General features: G+C 36.6%; 19 protein-coding genes. 17 read left to right on the top strand and 2 right to left on the bottom strand.

The window, feature by feature from the left end; genetic code table 11:
• The first annotated feature begins 79 nt into the window (after positions 1-79).
• From proB to V2145_RS10020, 6 genes are all read left to right on the top strand, one after another.
• Positions 80-1,186: a glutamate 5-kinase gene (proB, locus tag V2145_RS10045; RefSeq protein ID WP_094909943.1), complete on the top strand. Its 1,107-nt coding sequence runs from the start codon at positions 80-82 to the stop codon at positions 1,184-1,186.
• A 98-nt stretch (positions 1,187-1,284) separates the two neighbouring features.
• Positions 1,285-2,547 carry a glutamate-5-semialdehyde dehydrogenase gene (locus tag V2145_RS10040; RefSeq protein ID WP_094909944.1) on the top strand — a complete coding sequence of 421 codons (1,263 nt, stop codon included), beginning with the start codon at positions 1,285-1,287 and terminating at the stop codon, positions 2,545-2,547.
• Positions 2,548-2,904: 357 nt separating this feature from the next.
• A complete protein-coding gene (locus V2145_RS10035; protein ID WP_094909945.1) occupies positions 2,905-3,102 on the top strand; it encodes a cold-shock protein in 198 nt (65 codons plus the stop codon).
• Positions 3,103-3,318: 216 nt separating this feature from the next.
• Positions 3,319-3,789: a hypothetical protein gene (locus tag V2145_RS10030; protein WP_094909946.1), complete on the top strand. Its 471-nt coding sequence runs from the start codon at positions 3,319-3,321 to the stop codon at positions 3,787-3,789.
• Positions 3,777-4,079 carry a YxcD family protein gene (locus V2145_RS10025; RefSeq protein WP_094909947.1) on the top strand — a complete coding sequence of 101 codons (303 nt, stop codon included), beginning with the start codon at positions 3,777-3,779 and terminating at the stop codon, positions 4,077-4,079. The genes V2145_RS10030 and V2145_RS10025 overlap by 13 nt, the downstream gene beginning before the upstream one ends.
• Positions 4,076-4,303 carry a DUF2164 domain-containing protein gene (locus V2145_RS10020; protein WP_094909948.1) on the top strand — a complete coding sequence of 76 codons (228 nt, stop codon included), beginning with the start codon at positions 4,076-4,078 and terminating at the stop codon, positions 4,301-4,303. The genes V2145_RS10025 and V2145_RS10020 overlap by 4 nt, the downstream gene beginning before the upstream one ends.
• 24 nt (positions 4,304-4,327) lie before the next feature.
• Here the strand turns inward: V2145_RS10020 and V2145_RS10015 are convergent, their stop codons facing one another.
• Positions 4,328-6,496, bottom strand: coding sequence for an MMPL family transporter (locus V2145_RS10015; protein WP_330987657.1), 2,169 nt, complete (start codon positions 6,494-6,496; stop codon positions 4,328-4,330).
• A gap of 177 nt (positions 6,497-6,673) precedes the next feature.
• On the opposite strand from V2145_RS10015, the gene V2145_RS10010 reads away from it, so the two are divergent.
• On the top strand, positions 6,674-7,525 hold the full coding sequence (locus V2145_RS10010) for a dimethylarginine dimethylaminohydrolase family protein (RefSeq protein ID WP_330987656.1): 852 nt from the start codon (positions 6,674-6,676) through the stop codon (positions 7,523-7,525).
• A 60-nt stretch (positions 7,526-7,585) separates the two neighbouring features.
• Positions 7,586-8,437 carry a YihY/virulence factor BrkB family protein gene (locus V2145_RS10005; protein ID WP_330988135.1) on the top strand — a complete coding sequence of 284 codons (852 nt, stop codon included), beginning with the start codon at positions 7,586-7,588 and terminating at the stop codon, positions 8,435-8,437.
• 15 nt (positions 8,438-8,452) lie between these two features.
• Here the strand turns inward: V2145_RS10005 and V2145_RS10000 are convergent, their stop codons facing one another.
• On the bottom strand, positions 8,453-8,731 hold the full coding sequence (locus V2145_RS10000; protein WP_330987655.1) for a hypothetical protein: 279 nt from the start codon (positions 8,729-8,731) through the stop codon (positions 8,453-8,455).
• 237 nt (positions 8,732-8,968) lie between these two features.
• Here V2145_RS10000 and V2145_RS09995 point away from each other — a divergent pair, with 237 nt between their 5' ends.
• The 9 genes from V2145_RS09995 to V2145_RS09955 all read left to right on the top strand — a co-directional run bounded on the left by V2145_RS09995 (position 8,969) and on the right by V2145_RS09955 (position 21,897).
• Positions 8,969-9,862 (top strand): helix-turn-helix domain-containing protein, encoded by an 894-nt coding sequence (locus V2145_RS09995; protein WP_330987654.1) that lies wholly within the window; start codon positions 8,969-8,971, stop codon positions 9,860-9,862.
• A 470-nt stretch (positions 9,863-10,332) separates the two neighbouring features.
• Positions 10,333-13,977 carry a bifunctional 2',3'-cyclic-nucleotide 2'-phosphodiesterase/3'-nucleotidase gene (locus tag V2145_RS09990; protein ID WP_330987653.1) on the top strand — a complete coding sequence of 1,215 codons (3,645 nt, stop codon included), beginning with the start codon at positions 10,333-10,335 and terminating at the stop codon, positions 13,975-13,977.
• Positions 13,978-14,260: 283 nt separating this feature from the next.
• The gene (locus V2145_RS09985) at positions 14,261-15,031 is read left to right on the top strand and encodes a DeoR/GlpR family DNA-binding transcription regulator (RefSeq protein ID WP_330987652.1); all 771 of its coding nucleotides are present in this window, start codon (positions 14,261-14,263) and stop codon (positions 15,029-15,031) included.
• Complete coding sequence (locus V2145_RS09980; RefSeq protein ID WP_330987651.1) at positions 15,028-16,080, top strand: oxidoreductase; 1,053 nt, start codon at positions 15,028-15,030, stop codon at positions 16,078-16,080. The genes V2145_RS09985 and V2145_RS09980 overlap by 4 nt, the downstream gene beginning before the upstream one ends.
• Complete coding sequence (locus V2145_RS09975) at positions 16,077-16,547, top strand: heme-degrading domain-containing protein (protein WP_330987650.1); 471 nt, start codon at positions 16,077-16,079, stop codon at positions 16,545-16,547. The genes V2145_RS09980 and V2145_RS09975 overlap by 4 nt, the downstream gene beginning before the upstream one ends.
• 298 nt (positions 16,548-16,845) lie before the next feature.
• On the top strand, positions 16,846-17,595 hold the full coding sequence (locus V2145_RS09970) for an exodeoxyribonuclease III (protein WP_131886800.1): 750 nt from the start codon (positions 16,846-16,848) through the stop codon (positions 17,593-17,595).
• A gap of 12 nt (positions 17,596-17,607) precedes the next feature.
• Positions 17,608-19,392 carry an oligoendopeptidase F gene (gene pepF / locus V2145_RS09965; RefSeq protein ID WP_094909967.1) on the top strand — a complete coding sequence of 595 codons (1,785 nt, stop codon included), beginning with the start codon at positions 17,608-17,610 and terminating at the stop codon, positions 19,390-19,392.
• A 411-nt stretch (positions 19,393-19,803) separates the two neighbouring features.
• Positions 19,804-21,186 carry an MATE family efflux transporter gene (locus V2145_RS09960; RefSeq protein ID WP_094909968.1) on the top strand — a complete coding sequence of 461 codons (1,383 nt, stop codon included), beginning with the start codon at positions 19,804-19,806 and terminating at the stop codon, positions 21,184-21,186.
• Positions 21,187-21,303: 117 nt separating this feature from the next.
• The gene (locus V2145_RS09955; protein WP_330987649.1) at positions 21,304-21,897 is read left to right on the top strand and encodes a DedA family protein; all 594 of its coding nucleotides are present in this window, start codon (positions 21,304-21,306) and stop codon (positions 21,895-21,897) included.
• Positions 21,898-21,912: the final 15 nt, after the last annotated feature.

The raw sequence follows: 21,912 nt of genomic DNA, 5'->3' as shown, positions 1-21,912 counted from the left end.
TTCATATTCTTCGTTATTACCCTCATATTTATAAATCAATAAAATAAACAAACGAAATGAATTAACTAGGAGTGATTTGATGAGTCCCGATGGTAAGAAGCGGGTTGTAATTAAGATTGGAAGCAGTTCTTTAACAAGTTCACACGGTGAGATTAGTCGAAAGAAATTGGAGCGCCTTGTTGACCAAGTAGTTGAATTGAAAGATCAAGGTCATGAGGTGCTGCTTGTTTCATCGGGTGCGGTAGCGGCAGGATACAGAAAGCTTGGTTGTTTAGAAAGACCTAGCTCATTACCTGAAAAACAAGCGGCTGCATCCATTGGCCAAGGACTTTTAATGGAAGCATATTCCGAGCTGTTCTTATCTCATGGTTACGTGGCGTCACAAATCTTAATTACAAGGGATGATTTTTCTGACGAAAGCAGATATAACAATGCACGTAATACCATTAACGTCTTGTTAGAGCGAGGAATTGTCCCAATTGTTAATGAGAACGATACGGTAACTATTAACCGTCTGAAGTTCGGGGATAATGATACGTTATCTGCTAAAGTTGCAGGATTAGTTGATTCGGATCTACTTATTATCCTATCTGATATTGACGGACTATACAGCGCAGATCCTCGTGAAAATCCAGATGCAGAGTTATTATCACATGTATCTGAAATTACGCCAGAAATTGAAGAAGGCGCTGGAGACTCTGGAAGTTCAGTTGGTACAGGTGGTATGCGATCAAAAATCGATGCATTTAAAATTTCAATGGCTTCTGGAATTCCGTCATTCCTTGGAAAAGCAGGAGTTCCAAATATTTTAACAGAAGCCGTGTTAGGTGAAGCAGTTGGAACGTATTTTGAAGCCGGAGAAGATGCTGTTAACTTAAGTCAAAAAGAACAGTGGATTGCGTTTAACTCAGGACCTGAAGGGGAAATAGTTATTAAAGACGAAGCAAGAACGGTTATTGTAGAGGAAAAGAAGCCGCTCCTACGAGAGCATATTAAGTTTATAAAAGGTCATTTTGAAGAAGACTCAGTTGTTAGAATCTTAGATGTTGATGAGCAAGAGCTTGCATTAGGTGTTTCGAACTATTCTTCCGAAGAATTGGCTCAAAACCAAGAAATCAATGAACCTGTGGTTGACAGTGAAGGATTGGTTTGTCACGTCGAAATTCCGATTCCTGTGGGTCTTTAATTAATCAATCGAAGAGCAACAAATCTATGGTATAATGATGTAAAAAAAATAATCATAATATTAAAAAAATATTGTAAATCTTATCCAGGAGTGATTTTGTGGTACAGGTAAAGGCAGATATTTCGGTTAAGCAACAAGCGGTGTTAGCTAAAAAAGGTGCAAAACAGCTTAGTCTATTAACAACAGAGCAAAAAAACAAAGCGCTTTTAACAATTGCAGATGTACTTGAAGAGCACACGGATGACATTTTAAAAGCCAATGAAAAAGATTTAGAAAATGGAAAAGAAAAAGGTTTTGATGATGCATTAATGGATCGTTTAGCATTATCTGTTGAACGTGTAAAAGACTTTGCAGATGGATTAAGGCAGGTATCAAAGCTTGATGACCCAACTGGAGATATCTTAACTGAATGGACGCTCGAAAATGGTCTAAATGTTAAACAAGTTCGCGTTCCGCTTGGAGTAATTGGAATGATTTATGAAGCGAGACCGAACGTAACGGTGGATGCTACAGGTCTGGCGTTAAAATCAGGTAATGCAATTGTATTAAAAGGTGGCTCGTCTGCCATCCATTCCAACAAAGCCATTGTCGAAGTCATGCATAAAGCATTAGATAAAACAGAAATTCCTAAAGAAGCTGTCCAGTTTATTGCAAGCACAAATCGTGAAGCAACGCAGCAGCTCTTTACGATGAAAGAGCATATTGACGTATTAATTCCACGTGGCGGTGCATCATTAATCCAGGCTGTTGTAAACAATGCCACTGTTCCTGTATTAGAAACAGGAGTAGGGAACTGTCACCTTTACATCGATGAACATGCAGACGTTGAAAAAGCTATTTCAATTCTAATCAATGCTAAAACAGATCGCCCAGCGGTATGTAACGCAGCTGAGACGGTATTAGTTCATGAAAAGTGGCTTGAGCAAAACAGCAGCCGTTTAATTCAAGCGTTTAAAGACTTTAATATTGAAGTATTTGGTGATGAGCTAACAGTTTCTACAATTCCTGGTGCTAAAGAAGCAAAAGAAACGGATTGGGCAGAGGAGTATTTACGCCTTGCAATTGCTATGAAGGTTGTTTCAAACGTAGATGAAGCAATTGAACACATTGAAGTATATGGGACGAAGCATTCAGAAGCTGTAATTACAGAAGATGAAAGTGTTGTGAAGAAGTTTATGGCGTTAGTAGATGCAGCAGCTCTTTACCATAATGCTTCAACTCGCTTTACAGACGGTGGTGCGCTTGGTTTTGGAGCAGAAATTGGAATTTCAACTCAAAAACTTCACGCAAGAGGACCAATGGGCTTACCGGCGCTAACAACGATTAAGTATGTAATGAGCGGAAATGGTCAAGTACGCTAATTTCATAAAAGTAATTATGTAAAAGAAACTCAGCAGAGATGCTGAGTTTCTTTTATGTAGTTTATAAAATATAGTTGTCAATTCCCTGAAAATATAGTATTATTGAATTTTTTTCTAAACTCTGCTATAATAAAAATACGTAATTTTTTTACTATTGTATCCTCATATAAGCGTAGATGCTTTATGACAAACATGCGCTTATAATCTTATAATAATACTCCATCTTTGATTCGTTTCTCTCATGATAATATTAAATCTTCACGATAGGTCATTTACCGATATGCTCCATTTTAATAAACTCATGATGATACCCATATGAAGACGGATAGTAGATTACTTTAAAAGGAGATTATGTCTATGTATAACCGAAAAAATGTTGAACCAGCTGTAATTGAAGAAACAAAAGTATGGGAATGTACGTCAGATAGCTGTAATTGTTGGGTTCGTGACAACTTTAAGAGCGGTGATCAACCAACTTGTCCGCTTTGTAAAAGTGAAATGCAACAAGCAACGAAAGAGTTACAAGTGATTCACAATCCAAAAGTAATTGATTAATAAAATACGAGGTTTATAGAAACTGCTCATATCCTTTGTAACATGGATTTGAGCAGTCTTTTTGGTATGCGGGCAACAAATGATAAGATTGTGAACGTTTTTGGGCAATTGTTTCATTTTTATATAAAAAAATGAAACCTTTTGATACGATGAAACGTAGTACAAGTTACGTAGAAAATTTTGCGTATGTAACTATATAGTAGGGGGAAAAAATCTATGTTGAAAAAAGTACTAGCAGCTTGTGTAACGCTTACGATTATGTTTTCACCAGTAGGTGGGGCATTGGTTCAGGATAGCTCAACCATTGTAAGCGCAAAAGGTTATAAATCAGGAAAGCGTTCTTTTGATAGCGGAAACAGCAATCAACCAAGTATGTTTAAGAACAACAATAATAATACAAACAGTAACTCTTCTGTAAATCAAAAGAACAACACAACCAATAACTCAAAATCAACGAACACAGCAAGTTCTAATCGCGGTGGTTTAATGAAAGGACTACTATTCGGTGGGCTTGCAGGATTACTGTTTGGTAGTATGTTAGGAAATCTAGGTGCATTAGGTCCAGTAATTGGCTTCTTAATTAATGCATTAGCAATTGTAGCACTTATTTTAATCGTCATTCGACTGTTTCAAAGCATTAAACGTAACAAGCGTAAAGAACAGGAAGTGAACTCTTGGAGAAACTAAAAATTTCAGAACAAGACATTATCAATGCAATGTGTCTTTATATTGCTGATAAAAAGCAAGTGCAACCTCACGAAGTTGAGATTGAATTGATGTATGATGATGACTATGGCTTTTCAGCCGAGTCATACGTAAATGACCGAAAACAGGTTCATATTACGTTAAATATCATTGAGGCACTGCGTTTATGGTTAGATACACAGATGAACATTGATCCATTTTCAACAGGCTTGGAATTAGAGTTAGATGACGAGGAAGGCATTATTGCTTACGCAACGGTAAGACAAGGATGAGTCAGGCCTTAACAATATCAAAAGAAAAAAAGAAAGCATTGATTGAAGAAATTCAAACATATTTTTTAAACGAACGTGATGAAGAAATTGGAGAGTTAGCAGCGAGTTTACTGCTTGATTTCTTTGTTGATAAAATTGCTATTGAGTTCTATAACTTAGGCGTTGAAGATTCATATCGTTATATGAGTGATCGTTTAGAAGATTTGTTTGCTATCCAAAAATAACCCTGCAAATTGCAGGGTTATTTTTTATTTACTTAGCTGTGTGTTTGCTTTCGTAGTTTTTTTTCCAAAAAACCACCAGTTTGCATTGCCTAATAGTTTCATAAGAGAAGGGACAAGCAGCATTCGAACAACCGTAGCATCAATAAAGATAGCAAGGGCGATACCAACGCCCATTTGTTTGACAGGTGTAATACCAGTAAAGGCAAATGCACCTGTAATTACAATCATAATAAGGGCGGCGCTTGTAATAATTTTACTTGTTGAAGCTAATCCTTCAACAGTTGCTAGGTTATTATCGCCTGTTTGTTCATACACTTCATGAATGCGTGAGATTAAGAATACTTCATAGTCCATACTTAATCCAAATACTAGTCCGAACACAAATACGGGAAGGACTAAAGCAATATTAGACTCTGTTAAACCGAGATGTCCTCCTTGGAACAGCCAAACAAGCAAACCAAAAGTAGCTGTTAAGCTTAAAATGTTCATAATGATTGCTTTCAATGGAATTAAAACGGAACGAAAGGCAATCATAAGGATTAAATAAGTAGATGCTAGGACCAGCAATAAGCCGTAAGGAGCTTTTTCGTATATTTCATCAAAAATTTCTTGTTCAAACTTTGGATATCCGCCTACATACAGTTCCAGATCACCCGGAGTTTTAGAGGCCCACGTCTTTACAAAATCCTTTGCTTCCTTTGAGCTTTGTTTCGTGTCTAACGTTGCTTTGATAAGCATATAATCATTGTTTACAAATGTATCAACTGCGGGCTTGGTTTGAGCCTTTAGCTGTTGGTTGTTCAATAGCTGGCTAAGTTCTTCCCCGGAATCTACTTTTAATGCAGTAGGTAAAGAGTCAACTTTTGCGACTAAATCATCTTTTTCTATTTGATGAATAAACGATACAACATCATTTAGGGAATCTTCTGCTAACATATCTTCATTGCTTTTTAATACAAAGAAGACGTCTGTAGTGGCTTCATCTGTAAAGCGCTCATTGTAAATTTCTAAAGCCTTCTTGGAATCATAGTTATCTGGTAGAGCTTCAGAAGATGGAATTTCCAGCTGCATATCCTTAATAGGAAGAAGAGCTGTTAATAAAATAACAAGGGACATAAGTGTCATAATAACTGGTCGTTTCATTACAAAATGAGCAAAAGAACGCCATTTTGATTGACCTGATTGATCATTTGTGCGTAGGATACGCAATCGATTTACCTTTTCACCAAGCATTGCTAGAATAGCTGGCAGTAATGTAATGGCTGATAAGACAGCTACAAATACAACAGCCATGCCTCCTAACGCTACGTTTTGAAAAATGTCTACTTGTATGAATAACATTCCAGCAAGCCCAATGAATACGCATAGTCCAGAGAAAATGACAGAGCGTCCAGCTGTTTGAACGGTCTTTTTCACAGCATTTTCTACGCTATTATGTGCGAGCTCTTCTTTAAAACGATTAATAAATAGAAGGGCAAAATCAATACTTAAAGCTAATCCAATCATTGGTACAACGTTTAAGATAAAGATGGACAATGGTGTTACATGATGAAAGAAATAGACGATTCCCATTGTCGTAATAACCGTCACGATGCCGATGATTAAAGGAATACCAGCTGCAACCACGCCACCAAAAGCAAGTAATAAAACAATGAGTGCTACAGGGATTCCAATTGCTTCAGCCTTTGCTAAATCCTTTTGGCTAGCTGTATTCATATCTTGAACAATAACAGGTTCACCCGTTAGTTTCACGCTAATTTTATCGTTTTCAATTGGAATATCTCGAAGCGCCTTCATTTCATTGTCTAAATCAACCGCTGCTTTGTTGAAATGAATAATGCCATACGCAAAGTTACCATCAACGGTATCACTATCTAGAGAAGGAGCATCAACTTTTAATACATAGTCCTTTTTATTAATGTTCTCTAAGTAATTGCTTGCGCTCTTAATAAGTTCTTTGTTTGAGACGTTACCGTTTGTTTCAAATAAAACAATCGCTTGAGATTCGCTGACGTCAAATTCATCAACAAGAAGCTGTTGTGTTTGCTTAAATTCACCGTCCATCTCAAAGCCATTACCTCCAAGGACAGATGGGAGCTTGAGGGCGAAGTAACCAAATGTAACAATCAAAACAATCCATATAGCTAAAAAAAGTTTACGATATCGATATAAAACTGTAGATAGCTTTTTCATAATAACCTCCATTTCTATATAACTACTAGCCTATTTTATAACAATCACTCATACAAATAGAAGTTATTTGGCACATTTAGTAGCAAATTAATTGTCAGTTGTAACAAAGAAAAACTTGTTTATTTTCTTCATAAAAAAGGAACACTACACTATACAATCATTTGGGTAGGTGTTTTAATGAATCTAGAAAAAAAATTCTTTTGTCAAACGGAATATGACGTTTTAAAAGAAGTAATTGTTTGTCCTCCTACATATATGGAAATTAAAGAAGTCATTAATGAAACACAAAAGCACTATGCTGGAGAAAATATTGATGAAAACAAAGCTAGTAAGCAGCATAAAACATTTGTACAGTATCTTCGTACACAAGGTATTAACGTTATTGAGCTAAAAGCAGACAAAAGGTTTCCAGAACAAGTGTTTACACGAGATATTGGATATGTTCTTGGCGACGTAATTCTTGTTTCTAAGATGGGCAGCGATATTCGTGAAGGTGAAGAAGCCTATTTGAGAGAATGGTTAAACAATCATCACTTGCCTTATTATCAAGTAAGGGATGACTCAATTGAAGGCGGCGATGTAATTATTAACGGAGAGGATATTTATATTGGCGTAAGTGGTAGAACGACTATTGAGGCTACCAAGCAGGTTCAGGCAAAGCTTCCTCACATGAACGTTATACCAGTTCCTATTAAAGATGGATATTTACACTTAGACTGTGTTTTTAATATTATTTCTAAAACAGAAGCGTTAATTTATCCCGATGCTCTTGATAAAAAGGAAATCGCTTTATTAAATGAACGATTTGATTTAATTGAAGTAACGGAAGAAGAGCAGTTTACATTGGGGACGAACGTATTTTTAATTGGAAATAAAACGGTCATTAGTTTACCTGTAAATAATCAAGTGAATGAAACGCTTCGCAAAAGAGGGTTTGAAGTGGTTGAAATTGATATTTCGGAGATTATTAAATCAGGAGGATCGTTTCGATGCTGTACGTTACCTCTTCAAAGAGAAGCAAAGAAATAGGATTACAGAGAAGAGAAACCGGGAAAGAACAAGTTGAAAAGTTATGAAATGGGGGATTCAATGCAAGGCATCATTGGTTTTGTAAAAAAACTAATAACTGAGATTAAAAAGGATAATGCTACTGGACTTGCAGCAGAGCAAGCATATTACTACATGCTTTCGCTGTTTCCGATGCTCATTTTGCTTTTGTCAATAATACCATATTTATCTATTGATACAAACGATGCGATAAGCGTATTAGAAAGCGTTATGCCAGGTGAAACAGCAGATATATTTAAAGAAAATGTCGTTCAGTTTATCAATAACCCAAACGGTGGCTTGTTGACAATTGGTATTTTAGGGACAATTTGGTCAGCATCAAATGGAATGAACGCATTTATGCGAGCGATGAATGAAGCGTATAATGTAAAAGAAACTCGTTCATTTATAAAAGTGCGTGGCTTATCAATACTCCTAACAATTGGATTAATTGTAACACTTGTAATGGCACTTATTTTACCTGTTTTTGGGGGGGTTATTTTAAAAGCGCTAGTAAGCTGGGGGTTGCCAGCTAGCTTTGGGGCGTTTTTAAGCGTTTTAAGGTGGATTATAGGTATAACAATTACGATTGCTGTATTATCTATGTTATACCGGTTAGCACCTAATAAGAAGTTTCCTCTTGCACATGTATGGCCTGGTGCTGTGGCAGCAACGCTTCTGTGGCAGCTTACGTCTCTTGGTTTTTCATTTTATGTAAGTAATTTCGGTAACTACTCAGCTACTTATGGAAGTTTAGGAGGCGTAATCGTGTTAATGCTATGGTTATTCTTAACCGGTTTAATCCTAGTTGTTGGCGGTGAAATTAACGCGATATATCATCGAGATCGAACGATACCTCCTGTTACAAAAAATGACCAAATAGCGGTCGATTAGGAAAAAGACGGCTTCTTATTGGAAGCCGTCTTTTTTTACTACTCTTTTACATGTATCAACTGTATATAAAAATGCTGCTTGTTTATAAGCAATATCATTTTTAATAGCAGCCTGGGTTTCCGATAACTGATTCGATTGGTATTGGATAGAAGAAATACCATGTTGAATAGTCTCGTTTGCTATTGTTATTTGGTCCATAGTTGGCGTTATCTCTTTTTTAAAAGTGATAATGCGATAAATGAAAAAACAAGTAGACACAATTATAAGTGCAAGGCTTAAGTAGATAATAACCAAACTCTTCAACTCCTTAAGTAAAGTGATCTTATGAATAAATTACCCTCATCTCCTGTTTTTAAACGAGGAGTAGATATGGAGCTTAATCTCAATACGCAAATATTACTTCCTCTTTATGTTTGGAATTATTTTCTTGTTTTTGTTGATTCAAAAAAGAATAAAATGGTACAATAGACTTATAAAATATGATAGAACGTTGTTTTAACAGGTTTTATTGATAACAAATAAGGTGATTTTTTGAACGATAGAAAGCATGTAGGAAAACTTATTCAAAATTTACGAAATATAGCCAATTTATCTCAAGAAGAGCTTTCGGACGGTATATGTTCTAAAGAAGAACTTGATTTGTATGAAGCAGGAGCAGAAGCAATTCAAGGTGACATTTTGTATAAAATATCAAAGCGTCTAGGTGTAACCATGAATTATTTTTTTGAAGTAGGAGAGCTAACTCCTAACGATTATTCTAAAGAAATTAAAGAGACGATTCGCTATTATATTCGCAAAAGAAATTATGAGATGGTGTTGCATGTAGTAAGCAAAGAAAAGGAAAACCCAATGTTTCAAGATCCGTTTCATGCTCAGTTTTTTTTATGGCATGAAGCGATTTGTGACTATTATATTCATCATTCTTTTCCAACAGCCCTAGAAAAATTAGAGCGAGCTATTTCGTTCACTCGAACTAGTGAGCACTTTTATTCTGAAAAGGAAATAGCAATTTTGAACAGTATTGCTATTATTTATGAGGAAGAAGGACATTTAAAAAAAGCATTTAGTACGTATATGGAAGCTCTTCAACATATTACGCTTCTTCCAAAGTTAAAAGATCCGCTTGTGAAAATTCGCATTCTCTATGGACTCTCAAAAGCGTTGTGTGAAATGGAACGTTATGAAAAATCGATTAAGTACGGGAAGCTTGGCTTAGAACTTTGTGTAAAGCATGAAACGTTATATTTATTGGGTGAGCTACATTACCAAGTAGGTGAGTCCTTATATAAAATTGGTAAAAATGAAGAAGGGCTATCCTATCTCCAAAAATCGATACACGTATTTGAAATTGAAGAAAACGAACAATTTGTTTCGTTAGTTGAGAAAGAGATACAGATATTACAAAACGACATACAACAATTGTAGGAAACGAAAAGAATCTAGCGACGTTTTAGGTTCTTTTTTTTGATTAAAAATGAAAAATAAGTAAAAATAACTAGGTCATGGAAACGTTTCTTATCAAACTGATATTCGAATGCTATTTTATTAAAATAATGGTTTATCTTCTTGTTGATGGTGGAAATCCTGATTGATTGTTCATTTGATTAATTCATCGAATAAGCTAATACTTTCGTAGAATTTTAGATTTTTTTGTGTTTAGTCAGAATATATGACAAAAGCAAGGGTACAAGGATGTTTTTTTACATAGGATCCAAAAAAATAAAAACGATACAAATGACTCTTGTTTTCCCTTTTTGTTTCCAAAAAAGTAGGTATATTAACAATGCATAAAGAGATGTTTACAAATAAATCGAAAAATTTACAACTTATTAAAATCTTTTCTGCTATACTATTTTTTGAACAGTCTACTAATCTACTTGAAAGGTGAATGATACATGAAAAAGAGTAAACACAACAAAGCAAAGAAAATATTATCAACCTCTCTGGCGCTATCATTATTATCAATGCCTATTGTAACAACTACTGTATCCGCTTCTAGTAATCATGAGAACCACCAGAATTCATCCGCAAAAAAAGAGAAGCATTCAGGGAAAAAAGATTCAATTGTCAAAATGCGCTTAATGGAAACAACTGATATTCATACGAATCTATTAAATTATGATTATTACAAAGATGCTCCTTATGAAAAAGTAGGATTAGTGAAGACGGCTTCGCTTGTTAAGCAAGCGCGCAGCGAAGTGAAAAACAGTTTATTAGTTGATAATGGTGACTTAATTCAAGGCACACCGTTAGGTACATATAAAGCAACGGTAAAGCCGCTTAAAAAAGGTGAAGTTCATCCCGTTTTTAAAGCAATGAACGAAATGGATTACGATGTTGCAACTCTAGGAAACCATGAATTTAACTACGGCTTAGATTATTTGGAAGAAGCTTATAATGACGCTGAATTCCCTTACATCAATGCCAATGTATATATTGATGACCATGATAACAATCCTGACAATGATAAAAATAAATTTACACCTTATAAAATTGTAAATAAAAAAGTTGTAGATGAAAATGGAAAAAAACATGTTATCAAAGTAGGTTTTATTGGTTTTGTTCCTCCACAAATTAACGAATGGGATAAAGCAAAGTTAGACGGTAAAGTAATTACGAAAGACATTGTAGAAACAGCGAATAAGTTTGTGCCAGAAATGAAGAAAAAAGGAGCAGATGTTGTCATTGCTCTAGCTCATTCTGGGTTTAGCAGCAACAAAAATAACTCTGAAGATACGATTTATGCGCTAAGTGAAGTACAAGGTATTGATGCGATTACATTCTCTCATACGCATAAAGTATTCCCAGCAAAAACAGAAGCAGCACTTGATGGCTTATTTTTAGATGCAAATAAAAAGCCGCTTCCAGGCGTAGATAATGCAAAAGGAACAATCAACGGTGTGCCAGCGGTACAAGCTGGTTATGGTGGAGGTTCTCTAGGATTAATTGACCTGTCTTTAGAAAAGAAAAAGGGCAAGTGGGCCGTTATAAACTCACAGTCTTCAACAAGAGAGATCTATAAAGATGTAAAAGACCCACAAACAGGAAAAACAGTAACACAAAGTACGGTAGAATCCGACAAAAAGATTTTAAAAGCAATTCAAAAAGATCATATGGATACAGTAAATTATGTAAATACGCCGATTGGTAAAACAACGGATGATATTCACAGCTACTTTGCGCTTGTTCAAGACGACCCGTCTATTCAAGTTGTCACAAACGCTCAAAAATGGTACGCAGAAAAATATATTGCTGATAACAAGCCTGAATATAAAGACCTTCCAATTCTATCAGTGGGTGCACCGTTTAAAGCTGGTCGAAACGGAGTAGATGAATTTACAGAGATCAAAAAAGGCGACTTAACTATTCGCAGCGCAGGCGATTTATATTTGTATGATAATACGTTAAAAGCAGTTAAAGTAAAAGGTTCAGTTGTAAAAGAATGGATTGAAATGTCAGCTGGGAAATTTAATCAAATTACGCCTGGGAAATCGGAAGAGCAGCAGCTTTTAAACCCGTCATTCCCTGTATATAACTTCGACGTAATTGATGGTGTTCAGTATCAAATTGATGTAACGAAGCCAGCTAAATACGATGGAAATGGTAACGTAATTAATGCGAACTCAAGTCGCGTTACGAACTTAACGTATGACGGTAAGCCAATTGATTTAAACCAAGAGTTTATCGTTGTAACAAATAACTATCGTGCAAGTGGAGGCGGAAACTTCCCAGGTCTGAAAGGCAGTGAGCTAGTTGTAGATTCGGCAGATGAAAATCGCCAAATCTTAATGGATTATATTACAGAACAAAAGGAAATTACGCCAACTGCTGACAACAATTGGTCTATTGCGCCGATTAAAGGAGAAGCGAATGTTATCTTTACATCGTCTCCAAAAGGAGAAAGCTATGTAAAAGAAGGTAGCAACATTTCTTACACAAATAAAACAAATGACCAAGGATTTGGAATTTTCAAACTGAACCTAAGCGGTGGAACTTCAACAGATCCGGTTAAGGTTCAACTATTAGGAATGAACGACCTTCACGGTCAGCTAGATACGGATACAAAATTAACCCTAAACGGACAAAGTGTTCTTGCCGGTAGCATGGAGTACACAGCAGCAGCAATCAAACAGCGTGAAAAAGAAAATGAAAACACGCTTTTAGTTCATTCAGGGGATATGATTGGTGGAAGTCCACTTATTTCAGCTTTGTTCCAAGATGAGCCAACGGTTGAAGTAATGGAGGCAATGGGCTTTGATGTAGGTACGCTTGGAAACCATGAATTTGATGAGGGAATTGCTGAGTTACACCGCATGATAAAAGGTGGCGATCATCCAAAAGGCAATCCAGGATACGATGGCATGAACTTCCCAGTTGTAGCAGCAAACGCGTATGATACCTCAACAAATAAGCTAATTACCGAGCCTTACGCAGTTAAAGAAGTAGGGGGCCAAAAAATTGGTTTCATTGGAGTTGTAACGCAAGAAACTCCTTCGATGATTGTTCAAAAAGGAAATGAAACGTTAAAAATCACTGATGAAGCAACAGCAATTAACAAGTATACAAAAGAGTTAAAAGACCAAGGTGTAAAGGCAATTGTTGTACTAGCTCATAACCCATCTGTGCAAAACGGACGAGCAGATGCGTTTGATGCTGCTGACATTGCAGAAAAAGTCGATGATGAAGTAGATGTGATTTTTGCTGCTCATAACCATGCAAAAGTTAATCAAGTTGTTGATAATAAATTAATTGTTCAAGCGTATTCATACGGTTCTGCGTTTTCTGATGTAGATGTTGAAATAGACCCTACTACAGGAGATATTAGTAAAAAACAAGCAGAAATTGTGACTGTATATCAAAAGGATTATACGCCAGACCCTGCGGTTTCAAGTATTTTAAAGAAGTATGAAGAAAAAACAGCACCAATCAAAGCAGAAGTTGTTGGTGAATCATTAACAACATTACCTAAAGGGTACCCGACAAACGGTGAAGTGGGAGACGTTGCGTTAGGCAATTTACTAGCTGATGGAATGAAGTACGCAATGGATTCTGATTTCGCTTTAATGAATGGTGGTGGTGTGCGTGCTCAGCTTGATGCCGGTGAAGTAACGTTTGGTGACTTGTTCTCTATTCAACCGTTTGGAAATGTCTTAAACAAAGTGACCCTTTCAGGCACTGATCTTGAAAAGGTATTAAATAATCAAATTGCAGCTTCTGGACTCGATTTTCATGTTGCGGGCTTTCATTACACATGGGATCCAGCTACGCTAAAAGTAGTTGATTTAACTTTACCTGATGGAACGCCACTGGATCCAACAAAAGAGTATACAGTTGTTGTAAATAACTATATGTACGGAAATGCAAAGTACGGAATTGGCGAGCTGTCTAAGAATATGGAAGTTGGCCCGGAAGATTTAGAAGCTACAATCGCTTATGTAAAGACGCTTCAACAACCGTTTGATTACAAAGTAGAAGGTCGCATCAAGCAAGCAGTTGTAGGTGTTAACGGTCAGCAAGTAGAGTTAAAGAAAGCTCAATAATAAGATGTTTTATGTAAAAGGAACGTTCAATTGTGAACGTTCTTTTTATTATATAAGCAAGCTTATTTCGCTACGTTCAATGAATATTCCATAATGATAGGTGCTGATGCACAAGTGAGCAGAAGAATAATCCCTAATAGGGACGAGTGTAAAAAAATACGAACACAGATTCATTAATTAAGTTAAAAACTTAAAAAAAATAATTAAGTTAAGTTTTTTTCTGGTTTTCCTTATTTCTTTTCGCTATAATTAGCTCATATAAAAGTAAAAGGAGGGTATTTCAGTGTATCAAGAGCAACGCATGAGTGCGATTGTTGAATATCTTCATAAACACCGTACCATTACGTTAGAAGAAATTTGCGATATGTTTACCGTTTCAAAAGATACGGCGAGACGTGATTTAGTGAAGCTTGAAGAAAACGGTGAGGTTATGAGAGTAAAAGGCGGGGCGACGCTATCGTCAAGTCATATTATAAATTATAGTGAACGAACACCTACAAAAGCGAAAGAACAAATTGCTAAAGAAGCGGCTTCATTTATTTCTGAGGGGTATGACGTGCTCTTAGATACATCTTCGACAATTGCATTGATGGCAAAATACATGGATGTAAAGCACGTTACTGTTATTACAAATTCAATTGATAATATTCATTTTTTGGATCAGTATACGGCGTGCGACATATTTTTACTACCCGGAAAGTTCAATGGTAAAAGTCGTAACGTTACGGGGCCAAGAACCATTTCTACTTTACAAGAATACAAAGTAGATCAGCTGTTTTTAGGTACGTGCGGTGTCGGTGCAGATGGTATTACATCTCCAAGTGAAGAAGAATCTTTTTTAAAAAGACAGATGATTCAAAGTGCAAGACAAGTAATTATGCTTGCGGAACATAAGAAATTTGAACGTGAATTTTTACACCGAGTATGTGATATTAGCGATATTGATGTCTTAATTACGAATAAAGAGCCGGAAGCAGATATAAAAGAAAAAATAGAACAAAATCAGGTGCAGCTTATCGTAACAAATTTTAATAAAGGAGACGAAACAAGATGAAAAAAATAAAAGTAGGACTAGTAGGATACGGATTCTCAGCAACAGTCTTTCATACCCCTCTTTTAAGCGTATTGGAAGAATTTCAGATTTCAAAAGTCATGAGTTCAAATCCTGAAAAAGTAAAAGGTGACTTAGAAGACGTTGAGGTCGTAGGGACTCTATCTGAACTTTTAGAGGATGACAGCATTGATTTAGTTATTATTACAACACCTAGTGGTATGCATTATAAAATGGTTGAAGACGCACTGCTTGCAGGTAAGCATGTAATTGTTGAAAAACCGATGGTTATATCGGAAAAAGAAGCGAATGAATTAATTCAATTAGCGAAAGAACAAAATGTTAAATTAAGCGTTTATCATAACCGCAGATGGGATAATGACTATCTAACTGTTAAACATCTGATTGAACAAGGAAAATTAGGCGATGTTAAGATGTATGAGGCTCACTTCGATCGCTATCGTCCGACTGTTCGAGATCGCTGGAGAGAAAACGAAGGGCCTGGGTCAGGAGCTCTTTATGATTTAGGCTCTCATTTAATTGACCAAGCCTTAGATCTTTTTGGAATGCCTGACTTTGTTCAAGGAGATGTGTTTGGTCAGCGCGACGGCGCACGCACCGATGATTACTTCCATTTAGTGCTTGGATATGGGTCCCGTCGCGTTATTTTGCACTCAAGTGCCATTGTGCCAAGCAACGGTCCGCGCTTTCAAGTTCATGGAACAAAAGCAACCTACATTAAATACGGTATAGATGGCCAAGAAGAGTTGCTAAGGTCTGGTAAGAAGCCTGAGGACGATACGTGGGGAGCAGACAATCCTGAAAATTACGGAAAATTGACAACAGGTGAAGGCGAGGAAAAACAAATTAAAACCCTCCACGGATCTTACCTTACTTATTATAAAAAAATAGCTGACAGTTTACTTCGAGGAAATGAGCTTCCCGTTTTAGCAGAGGAAGCACGTGATGTGATTAAAGTGATTGAAGCGGCATTTGAAAGTAATAAAGAAAAACGAGCTGTCTATTTTAACGAAGGGGCGAAAAAAGGTTGACTGACCATTCGGTAGAGAAACTGCTTGAAAAAGTAGTTCGGCAAGAAAAAGAATTAGTTCTTCAGCAATTTACAAATGACCAGGCTTTGCAGATAGGAACTGCAATCATTGATACAGCCAAAAGCAAGGGAAAAGCAGTCACGGTAAACATTAAACGAAATGGTCAAACTTTGTTTCATTATGCAATGGAAGGTGCCATTCCCGATCACGAAGAATGGATTAAGCGAAAGTCAAATGTTGTTCTTCGTCATCATCACAGCTCATATTATATGAAACTATACTGTGAGTTAAAAGACCGTTCCTATGAACAGTTTTATGCAGCTGATCCTCAGGAGTTTGAAGCGGTAGGCGGGTCTTTTCCTATATCGATTAAAAATGTTGGTGTAGTTGGAAGTGTGACAGTATCAGGGATGTCACAAGAAGAAGATCATGCACTTGTGGCGGGCACAATTCGAAACTTTCTTTAGTAGTTCGGGGATCGAGATATTGGTATGTTAAACAGTTACCTATCCGAACGATTGAGAGATACCTCTTAATCGTTCGGATTTTTTGTTGATTTGAAAACTAATAAAAAATAAATGATGATAAATCACGCATTCTATTAACCTCTTTTAACTGACCTTTAAACTGCAAAGTATAAAATAAGAAAAAATAACAGGAATACTTTGAAAAGAAAAGTATATGCTTTAAATTATTTGAACTCATGTAACAAAATGTCTACACTAAACACTGAGGTAAATTAAGTGAGGAGAACGTGGACAATTTATGAAGTTAATTTCGTGGAACGTAAATGGTATTCGCGCTTGTGTGCGAAAAGGGTTTTTAGATTATTTTCAAGAAGTCAATGCTGATGTATTTTGTATTCAAGAGACGAAGCTGCAGGAAGGACAAATCGATTTGCAGCTAGAAGGTTACTATCAGTATTGGAACTATGCTATAAAAAAAGGGTACTCTGGAACGGCTGTATTTACTAAGCAGAAGCCTTTATCTGTTTCATACGGTGTTGATCAAGACTCTGAAGAAGAAGGGCGTATCGTCACCCTTGAGTTTGAACACTGCTATGTGGTAAATGTGTACACACCAAATTCGAAAAGAGATTTAAAGCGACTTAACGAACGGCTTCAATGGGAAGATAATTTACGTGCGTACGTAAAAAGATTAAATGCTCATAAAGCCATAATTCTTTGTGGGGATTTGAACGTAGCGCATGCAGAGATTGATTTACGCAACCCTAAATCGAATCGTGGGAATTCCGGTTTTACAAAAGAAGAACGAGAAAAAATGACGCAATTATTAGCAGAAGGATTTGTTGATTCGTTTCGGTATCTTCATCCAAATAAAGAAGGGATGTATACATGGTGGTCGTATATGAGTACGGTGAGAGAACGAAACATTGGATGGCGCATTGACTATTTTCTAGTTTCAGAGCAGTTGAAAAGTCGATTAAAACGCGCAGATATTCACTCTCATATTTTTGGAAGTGATCATTGCCCTATATTGCTTGAGCTTAATTAAGGAGGAATATACATGACAACCTATCGAAATCGAAAAGATGTACCAGTTCAAGAAACGTGGAATTTAGCTGATATTTACCCAAATATAGAGGAATGGTATGCTCAGTATAATCTTATTGACCAAAAGGTTTCAGAGCTAGAAGACTTTAACGGGAGAATCTCAAACGCTGAAGAGCTGTACCAGTTTCTAAGTTTAAAGGAAGAAATAACCTATGAATATAGCAAGCTATATGTGTATGCGTTTTTACAACATGACTTAGATACACGAGTTTCAACTTCTCAAGCACTTCTAGATAAAGCTAGGCACTTAGGCCAAAAAATAAGCAGCGCCACTTCATTCTTTATGCCATTTTTATTATCACTAGATGAATCTACGCTTACATCCTACATAAACGAAGTAAAAGAATTAACTTATTTCGAGGATTCGTTACTTGAGTCGTACAGATACAAAAGGCATGTGTTAAGTAAGGAGCAAGAAGAGATTTTATCGAAAATGGGAGATGCGCTAGGCTCTCCGCGTCAAACATTTGGCATGATCAATAATGCTGACATTCGATTTGGTGACGTAACGAATGACTCTGGTGAAAAGGTCACATTAACAAGAGGGATGTATAGCAAATTAATTGAGGATAAAAACAGGGAGAAGAGAAAAGAAGCATTCCAAGCATATTATAAGCCATACATGCATTTACAACATACAATCGCTTCAACGTTAAGCTCAGCAATTAAAAATACGAAAACAACATCTGAAATTAGGCAGTATCCATCTACTTTAGAAAGAGCGCTGTTTTCGGATAACGTTCCAAAAGAGGTATATGAGAACTTAATTCAAACGACAAAAGCACATATTCAGCCGTTGCATGACTATATGGATATTCGAAAAAAAGAGCTTGGCTTACAAGAGCTTCATCAATATGACTTAAGTATCCCCTTAGTGAAAAACCAAAAGCTAACGATTTCATATGATAAAGCATATGAAACAATGTTGGAGAGCTTGTACCCACTCGGCGAAGAATATGTCAATACACTAAAGAGCTTTAAGGAAAAACGATATATTGATGTAAGAGAAACACCAGGGAAACGTTCCGGAGCCTATAACTTAGGTTTATACGGCGTTCATCCATTCGTTTTATTGAATCATCAAGATGATTTATCCAGCTTATTTACGCTCACTCATGAAATGGGTCATGCGATGCATAGCTATTATTCAAATCAATATCAGCCACAAATTAAAGCTGGGTATTCAATCTTCGTAGCAGAAGTAGCATCGACTGTTAATGAAGTTCTTTTAATTCGTTATCTCATTGACCGAGCTAAAACAGAAGAAGAGAAAAAGTACTTAGTGAATCATTTTATTGATCAATTTAAAGGTACCTTCTTCACACAAGTAATGTTTGCTGAGTTTGAACAAATTACGCATGAAAAAGCGCAGAAACAAGAGTCGTTAAATGCTGAAGTATTTAGTGATGTATACGGGGACTTAATGAAACAATATTATGGGCCAAGTCTCGTAGCAGATGAAGAAACTAAGTTTGGGTGGGCTAGAATTCCTCACTTTTACCGTCCATTTTATGTGTATAAGTATGCGACTGGGTTCGTATCAGCTATTGATATTGCAGACCGTCTCATTAAAAAAGAAGAAGGAGCAAAGGAAGCATACCTACAATTTTTGCAAAGCGGAAGCTCGGATTATCCGCTTGAACTATTAAAGTCTACCAACGTCGATCTTTTAAAACCAGATGCCATTACCAATGCGATGTCCGTCTTTGCAGAGTTAGTTAAGCAGTTAGCGAAATAATTGATAAAAAGAGGCTGAAACATAAGTAGTCCAGCTAATGATAAACCTGAACGGTTGAGAGCTCCTCGCTTGTAATCGTTCAGGTTTTTGGTTATGGAGAAAAAACAGTTTGAAAACAGGGTGGAATGGAGCATAGGACACTCCACTCCTGAGGGAACACCCAGCTCACGAGGAAGCTCAAGGCTCCTGGCCGTAGCGTAGCGGAACGCACTTGTCCAGATAACGTAAAGAGATGAGCAAAGGAGCGTTCGTCTTTTTGGTAATTTGTTTTGTTATGGCTACCTTCTTTATCTTTATTTGAAAAAATTTCGAATGTCGAAAAAAATAGGTGAAAAGGATAGTGCATGTAGTTCAAAAGTGTGTTAAGATACGATTTGGTTGAAAAAGGATATCGGTAAAGAGGGTGAGGATATGACCGCTGTTGAGGTCAAAAAGGGTTCTGGAGAAAAGCTAAATCTCTTCTTTTTAACATGGCCTATTTTTTTAGAAGTTTTTCTTTTTATGCTGATGGGAATTGCCGATACGTTTATGCTAAGTGCGCTTTCCGATGACGCAGTATCAGGAGTAGGGGCAGCAAATCAATACCTACATATTGCTATTTTGATTTTGGAGGTAATTGGTAATGGTGCGGCGATTGTAGTTGCTCAGTACATCGGTTCCAAGCGCTATATGGAAGCTGCAAGAATATCTGCTTTAGCTGTTACCATGAATTTAATTGTTGGGTTAGTCATTAGCGGTTTCTTTTTACTATCTGCACGCAGTATGATGGCGGCCATGAACTTGCAAGGTGAAGTGTTGAGCTATGCACAAAGCTACTTAGCGATTGTTGGTGGAGCAATTTTCTTACAGGCAATTATTAATTCGCTAGCAGCTATAATCCGTGTTCATGGTTTTACAAAGCAAGCTATGTTTGTGTCTCTTGGTATGAATTTATTCCATATCGTTGGAAACTATCTATTAATCTTTGGAAAGTTCGGATTTCCGGAAATGGGCGTTCAAGGGGCTGCTATCTCAACAGTTGTCAGTCGTTTACTTGCACTAATTGTTTTCTTTTGGTTGCTATATCAAGTAATGGAGTACAAAGTAAAGGTTCAATATTATTTATCTCTATCCAAAGAATATGTAGGGAAAATATTAAAGATTGGACTTCCATCAGCATTTGAACAAGTGATGTACCAAGGTTGTCAAATTGTCTTTTTATATTATGCAACGTACCTTGGTTCAGAATCGTTAGCAGCTAGGCAATACGCTACTAATATTTCAATGTTCATTTACTTGTTTGCTATTGCTATTGGGATTGGAACGTCCATTATCGTAGGTCGATTAGTAGGTGGAAACGAAAAAGATGAAGCCTATACGCGCGTCTGGCACAGCGTAAAGTGGGCTGTCGGCGTTACGCTTGGAATGGTAGTGCTTGTCATTTCGTTTCGAACAAAACTAATGAGTTTATTTACAGATAATGAACAGATCATCACACTAGGAGCTACTGTCTTAATGCTAAGCATTGTCTTGGAAACAGGGCGAACAATGAATATTGTTTTAATCAATTCTCTACGTGCAGCTGGTGATGCTAAATACCCGCTATTTATCGGCTTATTTTCAATGGTACTCATGAGCTTACCACTGGGTTACTTTTTTGTGTTCCATTTAGATATGGGTCTAGCTGGCATTTGGTTAGCGATTGCTGCAGACGAGTGGACGCGAGCGGTAATCATGTTCTTTCGATGGAAAAGCAGAGCGTGGGAAAATCATGCACTTGTTAATCATGAGCAGACAGAGCCTGTGCAAGCATAAAAACCTTAAAGAATCTTTCTTTAAGGTTTTTTCGTGTGGAGAAAAGTTATACATCAGTAAAAACGTTAATATGATAGTGTCATAGAGCTTGACCACAATAGGGAAGTAGGTGGAGGCATGGGAGCGTTTTTAACAGATCTTTTAGAGCTACTAACTAGCTTTGGGTACATCGGTATTGCATTAGGGTTAATGGTTGAAATAATCCCGAGTGAGGTTGTATTAGCTTACGGTGGTTACATGGTAACGAAAGGAACGATTACATTTTGGGGAGCAGTTATTGCTGGAATAATTGGTGGCACGATTGCTCAATGGTTTTTATATTGGATTGGAGCTTATGGTGGACGTCCGTTTTTACAAAAGTATGGAAAGTACTTATTTATTCGTGAAAAGCACCTAGACGTTTCAGAAAAGTGGTTTAGAGAATATGGGACGGGAATTGTATTTAGCGCCCGGTTTGTACCCGTAGTTAGGCATGCTATTTCCATTCCAGCTGGCATTGCAAAAATGTCGTTTTGGAAATTTACGTTCTTAACTATTTTAGCAATGATTCCTTGGTCCATGCTGTTTATCTATTTAGGCATTCAGCTGAAAGAAAACTGGATCAATATTGAAGAAATTGCTACTAACTATACGATTCCTTTTATTGTCTTTGCGTTTGTAGGCGTCGTTTTGTATTTCGTTTTTAAAAAGCCTGCTCCTTCTCAAAAGTAAAAAGAGAAGCCAATT

Source organism: Priestia sp. GS2 (assembly GCF_036409025.1).
Taxonomy (GTDB): Bacteria; Bacillota; Bacilli; order Bacillales; family Bacillaceae_H; genus Priestia; species Priestia aryabhattai_A.
This window is presented reverse-complemented; position numbering and strand designations above follow the sequence as displayed.

Bases quoted from the DNA above. Each gene is read 5' to 3' on its own strand.
- proB (WP_094909943.1), top strand. From the start codon at position 80: ATGAGTCCCGATGGTAAGAAGCGGGTTGTAATTAAGATTGGAAGCAGT.
- V2145_RS10035 (WP_094909945.1), top strand. From the start codon at position 2,905: ATGTATAACCGAAAAAATGTTGAACCAGCTGTAATTGAAGAAACAAAA.
- V2145_RS10030 (WP_094909946.1), top strand. From the start codon at position 3,319: ATGTTGAAAAAAGTACTAGCAGCTTGTGTAACGCTTACGATTATGTTT.
- V2145_RS10020 (WP_094909948.1), top strand. From the start codon at position 4,076: ATGAGTCAGGCCTTAACAATATCAAAAGAAAAAAAGAAAGCATTGATT.
- V2145_RS10015 (WP_330987657.1), bottom strand. From the start codon at position 6,496: ATGAAAAAGCTATCTACAGTTTTATATCGATATCGTAAACTTTTTTTA.
- V2145_RS10010 (WP_330987656.1), top strand. From the start codon at position 6,674: ATGAATCTAGAAAAAAAATTCTTTTGTCAAACGGAATATGACGTTTTA.
- V2145_RS10005 (WP_330988135.1), top strand. From the start codon at position 7,586: ATGCAAGGCATCATTGGTTTTGTAAAAAAACTAATAACTGAGATTAAA.
- V2145_RS09990 (WP_330987653.1), top strand. From the start codon at position 10,333: ATGAAAAAGAGTAAACACAACAAAGCAAAGAAAATATTATCAACCTCT.
- V2145_RS09980 (WP_330987651.1), top strand. From the start codon at position 15,028: ATGAAAAAAATAAAAGTAGGACTAGTAGGATACGGATTCTCAGCAACA.
- V2145_RS09970 (WP_131886800.1), top strand. From the start codon at position 16,846: ATGAAGTTAATTTCGTGGAACGTAAATGGTATTCGCGCTTGTGTGCGA.
- pepF (WP_094909967.1), top strand. From the start codon at position 17,608: ATGACAACCTATCGAAATCGAAAAGATGTACCAGTTCAAGAAACGTGG.
- V2145_RS09960 (WP_094909968.1), top strand. From the start codon at position 19,804: ATGACCGCTGTTGAGGTCAAAAAGGGTTCTGGAGAAAAGCTAAATCTC.
- V2145_RS09955 (WP_330987649.1), top strand. From the start codon at position 21,304: ATGGGAGCGTTTTTAACAGATCTTTTAGAGCTACTAACTAGCTTTGGG.